Genomic DNA, 13,126 nt, shown 5'->3' with positions numbered 1-13,126 from the left:
ATTTGTTACAGAAGGTGGCTGATTTTTTGCTAAAAATATTAGTAATTTTAAAGCCCAATTTCATTGATATGTTAAGGAATGTAGAAACGCCCCGAAAAATCGAGTTTGAACCTTTAGAAGATGCCGGAAAAGTTTCAGGATTTCAGTCGCCGGCAGCGGATTACAAAGAGGACAGGTTAAACGTGTTGGACCGGATTGTTCAGGATCCGATCAATACATATTTTATGGAAAGTGAAACAGACGAGATGAACCTCTTTATGATACAGAAAGGTTCCATTCTGATAATAGACAAATCGGTGCAACCAAGAGGAGGGAACATTGTGGTAGTCTGGCACGATGGAAAATTTAAAGCCCGGCAATTACTGGCCATCGGTGAAAAGAAATATTTCACCACCGGAAGGGAAAATGAGAAAACCATCGAGATAAAAGAAGAAGTACTGATCTGGGGTGTGGTAACAGGAGTGTATAGTTCACTAATCGAATTTAAAAATCATGTTCGCGCTGGTAGACTGTAATAATTTCTATGCCTCCTGTGAACGTCTGTTCCGACCGGAACTGCGGAACAAGCCTATTGTTGTACTGAGCAATAATGATGGTTGTGTGATAGCAAGAAGCCAGGAAGCAAAAGATCTCGGTATAAGAATGGGAACCCCCTGGTTCCAGATCGACCGGCTCACACAGGGGAAAATTATAAAGTTCAGTTCAAATTACACGCTTTATGCAGATATGAGCGCAAGGGTAATGAATAACCTTGCCAGATTTACTCCTGAGGTTGAGGTATATTCTATCGATGAATGTTTTCTGGGCCTCAGCGGATTTGAGGACCTTGAAGATTACAGTAAGCTCATCAGAAATAGCGTGATCATGAATACAGGCATTCCGGTAAGCGTAGGAGTTGCGCCAACAAAAACGCTGGCAAAAATGGCGAACAAAATTGCCAAAAAGACGGGGGGTGTTTGCGTACTGGATACCGACGAAAAGATTAGGGAAGCCGTGAACGCTTTTTTGATCGATGATCTGTGGGGAGTAGGACCGGCATATTTAAGGAAACTCTTGCTTGAAGGAATTGAAACAGCGGGTCAGCTCCGCGAAAAACCGCTTGCCTGGATACAAACAACCATGACAATTCAGGGTGCCCGGATGTGGTATGAACTCTGGGGTAAAAGCAGCATCCATCTTGAAAATAAATCAGAACGAAAAAAGGGAGTATGTACTTCCAGAGCCTTTGGTAAGCTCACGGATAATTACCAGGAATTAGAAGAAGCGACCGCGAGTTATGCTCACCGGCTCTCGGAAAAATTACGGCAGGATAAAAGCTGTGCAACGATATTAAACGTCCGGCTGATCACAAACAAATTTCGAACAGAGCTACCGCAGATCTTTCCGGGAATTTCAATTGCCCTGCCTCACCCCGCGAATGATACAAACGAGCTGGTTAAACACGCTGTTTCAGGATTAAGAAAGATTTACTGTAAAGGTTATTTATTTTTAAAAGTAGAACTGTTTGCAACAGGTCTCATCCCTGAAAATGAAATTCAGCTACACTTATTTGAAGAGTATAAGGGTAAGAAAAATAAGCAGGTTAGCCAGTTGCTAGACAAGCTGAATGCCCATTACGGGCATGGAACCGTAAGACTTGCGGCTGAAGGTTTTAAAAAGGCCTGGAATATGAGAAGGGAATTTCTAAGCGCATCCTATACTACCAGTTGGTCAGATATTGCAAAAGTTTATTAATTTTCTATAATAACATTTGTGCAGTCGTTGACTGCGCAAATACATTTTCACATTTTAGAATTCAGCTTGAGTCACTTTATAAGAGTTCATCAATACCCTAATAGAATAAATGGACTTATTTTCAAAGAAGAGGGGGGGGAATAAGGTACTTATGCTAACCAACAAATTCAGAAATCGCTATTCAGGCCTATAAGGTGGTTTTTATTGAGTATTGTAATGTACCAACACTAATTTTAAAGCTTTCTGCAACAATAGAACCATTTTCAAAAATGAGTGAATTAAAAGTATCCTTCAAGCCTTCCATCAAACAACTGGATAACATCAAAGATTGGTTAATTGAGGAGCAAGAGCTCTATCATGAAGGTTTTTACTGTAATTGGGGCAGTATTGAAGATTCTTTTTCTAAGAATAAAATTGCCATTATTATTTTAAATGAGTTGGTCATAGGGTTTGTAACATGGTATGAATACGAACGTGTAACTGAAATTCGAATAACCGAGATAAAAGTTGGTTACAGAAGGCAGGGTTATGGGCGAATTTTAATTGAGTCTTGTGTACTAAACTACTGAAGAAAGGCATGGCGGTAGTACAATTACACTGTCAACCTTCCAAATCAATAAAAGCCTGGAAGCGATTAGGTTTTAAAGAATATCCGGATGTAAAGGATTTTGAATCTTTTAATTCTGCCAATGACAAATATTTGTATAAGATATTAGTCCCTCATGATAACCCAAGAAAACTTACTAAAGCAACGGGATCTATTGAGCTTTGGTCGGTGGAGCCATATATGTCCAATCGACATGCACCTGCTTGGATATGGAAGCCTAAGTTTAAGAAAGATACAGGGAAACTGGCTCTTCCAATTATCTTCCCTGCAAAACCAGATTGGAATATATGTTGGAAAATTAACAACAAGGTGATTAAAGAGGAGAAGGTAAAACGCTTTGGAAAAAAAGATATTGACTTTGGTAATTTTATAATAATTGAGGAATTACCTTTGACTCAACCCTAAAAAACCATGATGCGTTAAGCGCCTAGTGATGACCAAAACCGTCCCCAGCTAAATGTGTAGCTATAAAAAGCAATATTAATATAGTTATCAATCCCAGCAAGACGTACAATCCCCACGACCTTTTACTTTGTCCATCAATTCCTTTTATATTTTTACTGCGCAACCCATATGGAGTTTTGCCCCAGGGTTTATACACAGAAATTGTTATAGTTACCAATAGAACTAGCAAAGCTGCCCCCGCATCGAATATTAGTTGCTTCCTTAAGCCTCGAAGTTCTGAATATGAAAGTGCTTCTTTTGATGCGACTTCCGCTAAATAGCTGATCGGTTGCATATGGGCGAGTAAAATTATGGTGCTGATGACAGTCATCACTAATTTAACAACAACCCAATAATGTTTAAATAGTCCCCATTGTGTTCCCACAGATTGAATAATTCCTGTAAGTAAAGATCCTATACAAAATGGGATTATTATAACCCAGGCAATCAGGTCCATCGATAGATATGACGAACGTACAAATTGAGAGTCGACGCTATGAATTCATGCTATTGCCAAAGCCAAAAAGCCTGCTACAGAACCAAGCCAACCGACAGAAAAAGTAATATGTGCTGTGAGTCCTAGTTTGCGAAAAAATGGTGTCAAAGTCATTGTTGCAATTTTTATCTAAAATAGGTTTTTGATCAGTTAAGAAGTTTAAGAAAGTTCAAAATTTGCGGGGCAACCAGCTCAGCGAATTGATCTACGGTTTGAATTTGTTGCCAATCTATAGGGTTGCCCAAGTAGCAATTTGGAATCAAATCTAAATATTGACTTCCAATACTAGAATCATGTCTGACATCGCTCCCAGGTATGACAAGTGTTGGTGCAATGATCTTGGATAATTGCTTCCAACTTTCCAGTCTGCGGCTATGTACAATTGCCATCGCAGCAGCAAAGCTTTCAGCGTTTGTTCTAGGAATCGCCTCTTGCACCATGACGTTTATCAAGGGCGCAAGATGAGGCAAAAAAGGTTTCCACGCTTCAATTAATCCGTCTTGCCTGGCATCCTGACTGCATCGTTCCAACATTTCAATTTCCTCGTTCGACGATCCCTCGCCCTCCTTATCCAAAGTTTCAGGACTGATTAGGATTAAAGCTGACACTCTTTCCGGATAAAGGATCACGAATCTTTCAGCAATTGAAGCTCCCAGGCCCATACCACTTATTACAATTCTATCAAGGCTCAGAAAATCAATCAAAGAAAGTACATCGTTGGCATATTGACCCCAGGTATGTTTTGCTTCTTCAAAGCAATGAGATTCCCCATAACCGCGGATGTCCGGGAAGATCACTCGGTATTTATCCTTCAGCAGGGCTGCGAATGGAATAATACTTTGACGGTCAGGACCACCACCATGTAGCATAACTATAGCTCGGCCTGATCCCAAAGTGCTTGCGAAAAGAAGATTGTCATCATCCCCAAAATACCTTATATGTGTTATATCCATTTTAAATTGAGATGTTTTGACGAGATATTTGAAGGAAATAAAAAAGACCCTTTCTAATGAGGGCCTTTCTTTTCTTCTAAACTTAACCTAAACCTTTTCCGCTTCGTAGCCAGCTTCTTTCACAGCTGCCACTATTTCATTTTCTGATGCATCTGCAACCACTGTTAGTGTTTTATTCGGATCTTCCAAATCCACTTCCCAGTTATCTTCGCCGACTGTTTCGTTTAACGCTGGTGTTACTTTAGCTAAGCAGCCGGTACACTTGATATTTGTTTTGAATTTTAATGCTTCCATTTTATTTGAATTTTAAGTCTAAACTCTTTTGTTTGTTATACAAATTTACGGCTGCTACAGCCCTTCTTCTTTATACAATCCCTTTAAAGAATTATATAATTTCTTGCATTTTTCAGCCTACGTGAACGGTGACCTCATCGTTCATTGGGTAAGTCTGGCAAAGCAAAATATAGTTATCTTCTACCTCCTCCTTAGTCAGGGCGTGATTCTTAATCATATTTACTTCTCCGTCTGAATACCTACCCCAGCAAGAACCACAAGTACCGTTCTTACATGAATACTTTACCGGGAGCCCGTTCTCGAGGGCAGCTTCCAAAATGCTCTGGCCTGCCTTTACATCAATCAGGCTCGTAGACTCATACACGGCAGTAGTACCTCGTGTAGTTCCTTCGGCAGGGGTACTTCATCAGTGCTGTTGTCTTCAAGGGAAAAGTTTTCCAAAAAGGTCTGTTCTTCGTGTACACCCAACGATATCACCGCTTCTTTATATACTTCCATTAACTTCTCAGGGCCACAAATGTAGAAAATCACATTAGCAGGGTCCGTGAACTTATGTTTAATGAGTTTTTTAACAATCAACTTATTCAACCGACCCTTATATAGTTCTTCGCCATATGCATCAGAGGAAACATCACCTGTGAGAGCATGGAAAACCCTAGCTTTGCCATCATTAACAAGCTTCTCTATGGCATCCTTAAAAATTACGTCGTTCTCATTTCTATTTGCGTAGATTAAATGAAGGGGAGAATGAGCTTCTTCCTTAAGGGTTTTCATTATAGAAAACAAGGGAGTAATACCACTTCCTCCTCCCAGAAAACAGAAGGACTTATCTTGTATTATGGGTTCGTTCAAGATAAAATTTCCATAAGGCCCCTCAATATCCCATTCCAAGATATTATGAGCATTATCAAGAAGATAGCTACTCATCACACCGCCTGGTACTTTTTTAACAGTAATGGAAGGATGTTGCTCGTTTGGAGACGAACTAAGGGAATAAGACCTCGAAACAAGTTCGCCGTCTATAATAAGACCAATATTCACAAACTGACCTGCAAAGAATTGAAACGGCTTTCCTCCAGTGCTAAATCGAATAGTGATAGTATCGTTAGTTTCCTGCACCACTTCATTTAAGTACCAAACATGATTCTTATTTTCCATGACTATAATCTGGCAGCTCTTAATCTTAAGCTATTACTCACTACCGATACAGAACTTAATGCCATTGCTGCGCCAGCAATCATCGGATCAAGAAGGAATCCATTGAAGGAATAAAGAACGCCTGCCGCTAAAGGAATACCGATAACGTTATAGATGAATGCCCAGAAGAGGTTTTGCTTGATGGTTTGAACAGTTCTTTTGGACAGTTTTAAAGCTTTTGGGATGGATTGCAGATCTGAGGTAATCAAAGTGATTTTAGCAACGTCCATGGCTATATCAGAGCCTTTTCCCATTGCGATGCTTACATCTGCTTGCGCCAGAGCATGAGAATCATTTATTCCATCCCCAACCATAGCAACCACTTTTCCCTTCGACTGTAGCTCTTTAACAAAATCTGCTTTATCAGAAGGTAGCACCTCAGCTTTAAATTGGGATATCCCTACTTCTTTTGCTACTGCGGCTGCCGTTTGATTATTGTCTCCTGTAAGCATATAAACATCGATGTTCATATCCTGCAAGGTCTTTATAGCTGCCTTGGATGAAGCTTTAACCCTATCTGCAATGGCTACAACCGCCAATACTTTTTCACTATCTGAAAAGTAGATTACTGTGTTTGCCTTTTGCTGTAGTTCATCAGCTTTAGCAGCTAAGGACTGAGCAATTCCAACCGAATTCTCGTCGATCAATTTTCTATTGCCGGCAAAAAAGGTTTTATTGTCATAGCTTCCGGTTACGCCTCGTGCTGTCAAGCTTTCAAACATACTCAGAGAAACACTGGAGATATTGCTTTCTTTCAAATTATTGACAACGGCTTCAGCTAAGGGGTGTTCAGATTGTATTTCAAGGCTAAAAAGAATTCTTTTGTAATCTTCGTTCTTTTCGGCTTCTGTATCCCAAATCATTTCTGTAACGACCGGTTTTCCTTCGGTGATGGTTCCGGTTTTGTCAAGTATGATCGCATTCACTTTGTGCCCTAGTTCGAGACTTTCGGCATCCTTGATCAGGATATTATTTTCCGCTCCTTTTCCAACTCCGACCATTATCGCTGTTGGGGTTGCAAGACCTAAGGCACATGGACAGGCAATAACTAAAACAGTTACGGAAGTAAGCAAAGCATGTGTAAAGGCATTTTCACCTCCAACTAACATCCAGGTAATAAAGGTGAGGACCGCTATTCCCATCACCACCGGAACAAAGATTCCGGCGATTTTATCGACTAACTTCTGAACGGGAGCTTTACTTCCCTGGGCCTCCTGCACCATTTTAATAATATGAGCAAGTAGCGTATCGCTTCCAACCTTTTCAGCAACAAATTGAAAGCTTCCTTTCTGATTGACGGTACCAGCAAAAACCTTGTCATCCTTTTCCTTTTGAACAGGTATGGGTTCTCCGGTAATCATGCTTTCATCGACATAAGAGGTACCTGAAACAACAGCCCCGTCAACAGGGACTTTTTCTCCAGGTCGTAGGATGATAACACTGCCTATTTCAACCGAGGCTATTGGGATTTCCTGCTCTTCACCTTCCAGAATAACCCGTACTGTTTTTGGCTGCAAGCCCATCAACTTTTTAATTGCTGAGGACGTATTGGATTTAGCCTTTTCTTCCAAAAGCTTACCTAAAGAAATAAAAGCGATGATTACCGAAGCTGCTTCATAGTAAACGTGTGCATGTATTCCTCTGCTGTGCCAAAACTCCGGATAGATGGTGTTGAAAGCACTAAACAAAAATGCAATTCCCGTACTTAAAGCAACCAGAGTATCCATGTTCGCTTTACCGTGTTTGGCCTGTTTCCAGGCGTTAATGAAGAAATTTCTCCCAAACCAAAAGAGAACCGGGGCTGTAAGAACCATGGAAATCCATGTGCCATAGGGCATATCCATAAAGAACATCCCTATAATAAATACCGGAAAAGACAATATAGATGCCCAAATGGTTCTATGTTTTACCTCATTGTAGTGCTTAAGCTGCAACTCCTCCTGAACAGCGGAAGGATCATCGACATCCACGATCAGGTCGTAGCCAACCGAACGAATAGCTTTTTGCAATTCACCGGGATTGGTTTTAGTCTCATCGTATTCAGCCCAGGCAGTCTGATTAGCGAAATTAACTCCCGCATCAATTACGCCATTAGCAGATCTAAGCATTGATTCAACACTGATCGCACATCCTGCGCAAGTCATCCCTGTTAACGGAAAGGTCTTTTTTGCAGCACCTATGCTCTTTTCCTTGTGTTGTAGTATAGTTGTAGTTGACATAATTATCAATTTATTCTACAAAGCTACAACCGCCCAACCCCGGAAACTTTACAGGATTAAGTGAAAGAATTATATAATTTAAAGGTTTTATGTTTATGTCTGACCTGGAAAACACTTCACACCCATTAAGCTTTGTGTTTGTGCAGACGTTTATATTGAGTTGCAGTATAACCAGTTACTTGTTTAAACTGGCTGGACAAGTGGGGTAAGCTAGCATAGCCAAGTTTTTGTGCAACGATCCCTAAAGGAAGCTCATTTCTATAAATCAGCTCTTTAGCTCGTTCCACTTTTTGCTCTATTATATACCCTTCTAAGGTTTTCCCTGCGTATGAGGAAAAGTGCCTGCTAAGGCGCTCTTGCGTGTATGATTCTGGAAGTTGACTTGTTATGATGTGATACCAATCCATCTTTTGTGAAAGAGAATCACTCTGGTGTATCGTTTGAAAAATGATGGTTTTCATTTTCTCACCTATAATACTCCTTTTTGTATCGATAAGATCTAAATCAAATTTTTTCAGATTATTGACCAACTCCGCTTTTTCAGCATCATTCAACGTTTCTTTAACCTTCGCATAACCTAGTTCAACTTGAGTAGGTGTCCACCCTAAATTTAGAAGTTCAACTTTAACAACATGTATGCAGCATTTGCAAACCATGTTTTTTATATAAAGTTCAGTCATAAATTAAGTCAATTATCTTTCAACTAGCTAAGTGATATTATCGATTGCTTTTCTTTGCATTCTCAACTTTTTGAATGCTGAAGGCGTCTGACCAGTAACCTTTTTAAATTGGCCAGACAAGTGGGCGATACTGCTGTATCCCAGTTTATTTGCTATCTCTCCGAGATTTAGCTCGTCGTAAAAAAGAAATTCTTTTACCCGCTCTATCTTTTGCCTAATGATAAATTGTTCGATTGTGATACCCTCAACAGAAGAAAATAATGTACTGAGGTAGTTGTACTCATGAAAGCATTTATCGGAGATAAGCTTTGACCAGTTGACCTTTTCATCGAGACCTTCAGAATAATAGATTTTATTAATCACAATGCTTTTAATTTGTTCGATAAGCTTAGTTCGGCTGCTATCCAGAAGCTCAAAACCTAGTTCATTCAATATCTCACTTAAATCAGACTGTTTTACAGGATCAATCCAATCCTCTTCCAGTTTTACTATTCCTAATTCTATTTTAAGCGGGTGTAAGCCAAGTTTTAAGAGTTCTTCCTGAACAACTTTTATACACCGGCCACATACCATATTTTTTATATAAAGTTCCATGCTCGTTTATTACGCTAAATCAATTTCTTTAGTCAAGTAAACATCTTGTATGCTTTGAAGGAATTTAACCCCATCTTCAAAAGGCCGTTGAAATGCCTTTCGTCCCAAGATTAGCCCCGTTCCCCCAGCTCTCTTATTTATAACGGCTGTTTTTACTGATTCGGCTAAATCTGTCTCTCCTTTTGATTCCCCACCTGAATTAATCAATCCTGCTCTACCCATATAGCAATTTGCCACCTGATATCTGCATAAATCTATCGGATGTTCAGAGGCTAGTTCTGAATACATTCTCGCATCACTCTTTGAGAAATTTATTGCGGTAAACCCTCCGTTACTTTCAGGCATTTTCTGTTTAATAATATCTGCCTGGATAGTAACCCCCAAATGATTTGCCTGACCCGTAATATCAGCTGCTGTTTCGTAATTGACATCGTCTTTTTTGAAACCGTTATTTCGGGTGTAACACCATAATATACAAGCCATCCCTAACTGATGCGCCCTTTCAAAAGCTTCAGCCACCTCAACAATTTGTCTGCTTGAATTTTCGGACCCAAAATAGATAGTAGCACCTACAGCTACTGCTCCTAAGTTCCATGCGCTTTCTACACTGCCGAACATAATCTGATCATACTTTGTGGGGTAAGTAAGTAATTCGTTATGATTAATTTTAACAAGAAATGGAATCTTATGAGCATACTTTCGGGACATCATTGCCAGATTCCCGAATGTTGTGGCTACCGCATTACAACCACCTTCAATAGCTAACCGAACGATATTTTCGGGGTCGAAATAAATAGGATTAGCAGCGAATGCAGAACCTGCCGTATGCTCGATTCCCTGGTCAATAGGAAGAATTGACAAGTATCCTGTATTGGCTAGCCTGCCATGATTATATAAAGAACTTAAACTTCGTAAAACCTGCGGATTTCGATTACTTAAAGCAAATATCTCGTCCAAGAATTGAGGGGAGGGAATATGAAGCAATTCCTTTGCTATAGTTTTACTTTTATAATTCAGCAAGTAATCTGCCTTGTCGCAGAGCAAGTTTGTTATTTCTTGGTAGTTCATAGCCATAGATCTATTATTGTTATATTTTTTTGAATCGTATTTTATTATCATCTTCCCAAACACATAATATTTTATTGTCCGGGAGAACAAGAGATTTCAGAGAGCTTCCTTTATTGGTAAACAATTTTTGATTGTCTAAGGAAACCAAGCTTACAACACCATTATCCTGATAAATAACTAGTGGTTTATTACCAGTTGTAGTTATGCTTACTCCTCTGCCTGTACTGATCTCTCTTTCTTTTTCTCCCGGTTTGCAGTAAAAAACCGAGCCTTCACGCTTCCAGGCTGTATGAATATTGCCTGCATTATCTATTGCAAGTCCGCCGCCATCCATTGGACATCCTTTAAGTTTCCAGGTTCCCAAACCAAGCTTTTGAGCCGCACTGAATGATTTACCTTGATTGGCAGACTTAAGCAGATACAAGTCACGGGAGCCATTGACCCAATTTCGAAACATTATCGTCACTAATGAGCCTTTGGCAGCAATACTTGGTTTACAGCATTCGCATACGTTTCCCTCCGGTCCCTTGTAAGCTAAAATATTTTTCTTCCAGTGTGTTGCCTTTCCTGATAATGAAGAAAAGTAGATATTGTTCTTTTCCATCATTCTGGTGTCCAGCCATACAGCGTAAAAGTTATCCTTATTATCGGCTGTTATACTCATTAGTGCTTCGGGTGCAGAATCCTTAGCATCGTTGACTAAGTCAATCTTTGCCCACTTTTTCAAGGCATGATCTAGTTTGAAGCTATAAATTTTGCCCGCTTTATCAATCGCGCTTATTATAGAATAGTTAACCGAACTGGCTATTTGGGGACCTCTGGTCATTCCTAAATGCATCGTTGGAACTTCGGCTACAAATGCAGGCTTTGAAAACGTTACTCCTTTATCAGACGAAGTAGAGCAGTAAATCTTATTCTCAAAGCCAAAGGCTATCCTTATAATACCTTTCGTATCTATACTTAATTGTGGTTGCTTACCTTCAGCGATAGTTGCAGGTAAATTCTCTGTACCCTGAGATACAGTAGAGATCGAAATCATCAGAAAAATAAAAAGGGCTCTTTTCATATCTTAAATTTAAACATTAGGCGGAGGAATAATTGTTTATCATACTAAATAGAAATTCTTCGTAATAATTGAGCATTTATGGCGACTATGATTGTACTGGCGCTCATCAAAACAGCCCCGGCTGCCGGACTAAGCATAAATGAGGGATATAGGATACCTGCTGCTAATGGAATGGCCACAACGTTATAACCAACTGCCCAAACAAGATTCTGAATCATCTTCCTATAGGTTGCTCTTCCAAACTTTATCATACTTACAACATCTTGAGGATCGCTGTTTACCAAAATAATGTCGGCAGTTTCTGCCGCAACATCCGTTCCCGAACCAATGGCAATACCTACATCTGCCTGTGCTAAAGCTGGCGCATCATTTACTCCATCACCTGTCATGGCCACTATTTCACCTTTTGCCTGGAATTCTTTTACTTTTTCCTGCTTTTGATCAGGCAAAACATTGGCTAAATAGCCATCCATTCCCAGGGTATCAGCGACCGACTTCGCAACATGCTCATTATCTCCGGTAAGTAAATAGGTTTTAATTCCCATAGATTTAAGTTCTGCAATAGCTGCATTCGATGTTGGGCGTATGGTATCAGCAAGGGTGATAATACCTACTGGTTTTTCATCAATAACCAGAAAGTTCACGGTTTCTGATGCCTGATTAATCTTAGCGGGGATAGTTGGAACTGATTGATTAACTTTTTTGAAATAGTTTGGCCCTCCGGCTACGATATTCTTACCGTTAACTATTCCCGTAACCCCGGCACCTGGTAAATATCCAAAATTCTCAGATGCCCAAAGCTCTAGGCCCTTTTCTTTTAAGATTTTTAAGACTCCTTTGGCAATGTAATGTTCGGAATTTTGCTGTAGAGCAGCAGCGTACTGAAGGATATCATCTTCACTATATTGCCCATCTAAAGAAATAACCTGCTTTACCTGGTGCGAACCCTCTGTTAGTGTTCCGGTTTTATCAAAAATTATGAGGCTGAGTTTTCTCGAGTTTTCAAAAGCTGTACGGTTTCTGATCAAAAGTCCATTAATAGCAGCCTGAGAGGTTGAAATCGCGACAACCAAAGGTATTGCAACTCCAAGCGCATGAGGGCAGGATGTCACCATTACTGTCACCATCCTTTCTAAGGCAAAAGCCAGATCCCCTTCCTTACTAAACCAAAAAATGAACGTTGTGATACCGACAGTCAGGGAAACATAAGTTAGCCATTTTGCTACCGTATTTGCTAGGTTTTCTGTTGAGGACTTAGTTGCCTGCGCCCCCTGAACCAAGTTAATTACTTTATTAAGATAGCTTTCTGATCCAGCACCCGTAACTATCACTTTCAATGAACCATCTCCGTTGATAGAACCGCCTATTACCTGGTCATCTTTCTGCTTTTCAACAGGAAGGCTTTCTCCTGTTAGCATACTTTCGTTTACCGAAGAATGTCCATCGACTATCTTTCCGTCAGCTGCTATTTTTTCTCCGGGCTTTATTAAAATGGTATCATCCTTTTTAAGCTCATTCAACGGAATGTCTGTTACAGTTCCATTTCGCTCTATATGAACAACTGAAGGTAGTAGTGCCACTAGCGACTCTAATGCACGTGATGCAGCCATCTGAGAACGCATTTCAAAATAATGCCCAAGCAACATAATATCAATCAGGGTTGCCAGTTCCCAAAAGAAATCCATGCCCTCCAAGCCAAAAATAACTGCCGTACTGTATATGTATGCCACGGTTATGGCTACAGCTATCAGCGTCATCATTCCCGGATTAATCT

15 protein-coding genes are annotated in these 13,126 nt (G+C 40.0%); 4 read left to right on the top strand and 11 right to left on the bottom strand.

Annotation, left to right across the window (positions count from 1 at the left end; translation table 11 throughout):
* The first annotated feature begins 14 nt into the window (after window positions 1–14).
* The 4 genes from WG906_RS18145 (at window position 15) to WG906_RS18130 (ending at window position 2,746) form a co-directional block, all read left to right on the top strand.
* The gene (locus tag WG906_RS18145; RefSeq protein ID WP_339994296.1) at window positions 15–515 is read left to right on the top strand and encodes a LexA family protein; all 501 of its coding nucleotides are present in this window, start codon (window positions 15–17) and stop codon (window positions 513–515) included.
* Window positions 493–1,734 (top strand): Y-family DNA polymerase, encoded by a 1,242-nt coding sequence (locus WG906_RS18140; protein WP_339994294.1) that lies wholly within the window; start codon window positions 493–495, stop codon window positions 1,732–1,734. The genes WG906_RS18145 and WG906_RS18140 overlap by 23 nt, the downstream gene beginning before the upstream one ends.
* A 269-nt stretch (window positions 1,735–2,003) precedes the next feature.
* The gene (locus WG906_RS18135; RefSeq protein WP_339994293.1) at window positions 2,004–2,303 is read left to right on the top strand and encodes a hypothetical protein; all 300 of its coding nucleotides are present in this window, start codon (window positions 2,004–2,006) and stop codon (window positions 2,301–2,303) included.
* Between the two features lie 8 nt (window positions 2,304–2,311).
* A complete protein-coding gene (locus WG906_RS18130; protein ID WP_339994292.1) occupies window positions 2,312–2,746 on the top strand; it encodes a hypothetical protein in 435 nt (144 codons plus the stop codon).
* 22 nt (window positions 2,747–2,768) lie between these two features.
* Here the strand turns inward: WG906_RS18130 and WG906_RS18125 are convergent, their stop codons facing one another.
* The 11 genes from WG906_RS18125 to WG906_RS18080 form a co-directional block, all read right to left on the bottom strand.
* Window positions 2,769–3,242, bottom strand: a complete 474-nt coding sequence (locus WG906_RS18125) for a hypothetical protein (protein WP_339994290.1) — start codon at window positions 3,240–3,242, stop codon at window positions 2,769–2,771.
* Window positions 3,243–3,427: 185 nt separating this feature from the next.
* Window positions 3,428–4,234: an alpha/beta fold hydrolase gene (locus tag WG906_RS18120; protein WP_339994288.1), complete on the bottom strand. Its 807-nt coding sequence runs from the start codon at window positions 4,232–4,234 to the stop codon at window positions 3,428–3,430.
* An 87-nt stretch (window positions 4,235–4,321) separates the two neighbouring features.
* Window positions 4,322–4,528 (bottom strand): heavy-metal-associated domain-containing protein, encoded by a 207-nt coding sequence (locus WG906_RS18115; protein ID WP_339994287.1) that lies wholly within the window; start codon window positions 4,526–4,528, stop codon window positions 4,322–4,324.
* Window positions 4,529–4,640: 112 nt separating this feature from the next.
* Window positions 4,641–4,892: a 2Fe-2S iron-sulfur cluster-binding protein gene (locus tag WG906_RS19515; protein ID WP_431844492.1), complete on the bottom strand. Its 252-nt coding sequence runs from the start codon at window positions 4,890–4,892 to the stop codon at window positions 4,641–4,643.
* A complete protein-coding gene (locus WG906_RS18110; protein WP_339994285.1) occupies window positions 4,871–5,647 on the bottom strand; it encodes an FAD-binding oxidoreductase in 777 nt (258 codons plus the stop codon). Before WG906_RS18110 ends, WG906_RS19515 begins: the two co-directional genes overlap by 22 nt.
* Window positions 5,648–5,688: 41 nt before the next feature.
* Window positions 5,689–7,944, bottom strand: coding sequence for a heavy metal translocating P-type ATPase (locus WG906_RS18105; RefSeq protein ID WP_339994284.1), 2,256 nt, complete (start codon window positions 7,942–7,944; stop codon window positions 5,689–5,691).
* Window positions 7,945–8,069: 125 nt separating this feature from the next.
* Complete coding sequence (locus WG906_RS18100; protein ID WP_339994283.1) at window positions 8,070–8,624, bottom strand: helix-turn-helix domain-containing protein; 555 nt, start codon at window positions 8,622–8,624, stop codon at window positions 8,070–8,072.
* Window positions 8,625–8,651: 27 nt separating this feature from the next.
* The gene (locus WG906_RS18095) at window positions 8,652–9,218 is read right to left on the bottom strand and encodes a helix-turn-helix domain-containing protein (protein WP_339994282.1); all 567 of its coding nucleotides are present in this window, start codon (window positions 9,216–9,218) and stop codon (window positions 8,652–8,654) included.
* 9 nt (window positions 9,219–9,227) lie between these two features.
* Complete coding sequence (locus WG906_RS18090; protein WP_339994281.1) at window positions 9,228–10,286, bottom strand: class I fructose-bisphosphate aldolase; 1,059 nt, start codon at window positions 10,284–10,286, stop codon at window positions 9,228–9,230.
* A 19-nt stretch (window positions 10,287–10,305) separates the two neighbouring features.
* Window positions 10,306–11,352 (bottom strand): hypothetical protein, encoded by a 1,047-nt coding sequence (locus tag WG906_RS18085; protein ID WP_339994280.1) that lies wholly within the window; start codon window positions 11,350–11,352, stop codon window positions 10,306–10,308.
* A gap of 44 nt (window positions 11,353–11,396) precedes the next feature.
* Window positions 11,397–13,126: heavy metal translocating P-type ATPase (locus tag WG906_RS18080; RefSeq protein WP_339994278.1), on the bottom strand; the 1,730-nt coding region annotated here is incomplete at its 5' end.

Source organism: Pedobacter superstes, assembly GCF_037622515.1.
Taxonomy (GTDB): domain Bacteria; phylum Bacteroidota; class Bacteroidia; order Sphingobacteriales; family Sphingobacteriaceae; genus Paradesertivirga; species Paradesertivirga superstes.
This window is presented reverse-complemented; position numbering and strand designations above follow the sequence as displayed.

Excerpts from the sequence above, each read along its gene's own strand:
- WG906_RS18085 (WP_339994280.1), bottom strand. The coding sequence starts at position 11,352 with ATGAAAAGAGCCCTTTTTATTTTTCTGATGATTTCGATCTCTACTGTA.
- WG906_RS18115 (WP_339994287.1), bottom strand. The coding sequence starts at position 4,528 with ATGGAAGCATTAAAATTCAAAACAAATATCAAGTGTACCGGCTGCTTA.
- WG906_RS18140 (WP_339994294.1), top strand. The coding sequence starts at position 493 with ATGTTCGCGCTGGTAGACTGTAATAATTTCTATGCCTCCTGTGAACGT.
- WG906_RS18130 (WP_339994292.1), top strand. The coding sequence starts at position 2,312 with ATGGCGGTAGTACAATTACACTGTCAACCTTCCAAATCAATAAAAGCC.
- WG906_RS18100 (WP_339994283.1), bottom strand. The coding sequence starts at position 8,624 with ATGACTGAACTTTATATAAAAAACATGGTTTGCAAATGCTGCATACAT.
- WG906_RS18125 (WP_339994290.1), bottom strand. The coding sequence starts at position 3,242 with ATGGACCTGATTGCCTGGGTTATAATAATCCCATTTTGTATAGGATCT.
- WG906_RS18135 (WP_339994293.1), top strand. The coding sequence starts at position 2,004 with ATGAGTGAATTAAAAGTATCCTTCAAGCCTTCCATCAAACAACTGGAT.
- WG906_RS18105 (WP_339994284.1), bottom strand. The coding sequence starts at position 7,944 with ATGTCAACTACAACTATACTACAACACAAGGAAAAGAGCATAGGTGCT.
- WG906_RS18090 (WP_339994281.1), bottom strand. The coding sequence starts at position 10,286 with ATGAACTACCAAGAAATAACAAACTTGCTCTGCGACAAGGCAGATTAC.
- WG906_RS18095 (WP_339994282.1), bottom strand. The coding sequence starts at position 9,218 with ATGGAACTTTATATAAAAAATATGGTATGTGGCCGGTGTATAAAAGTT.
- WG906_RS18120 (WP_339994288.1), bottom strand. The coding sequence starts at position 4,234 with ATGGATATAACACATATAAGGTATTTTGGGGATGATGACAATCTTCTT.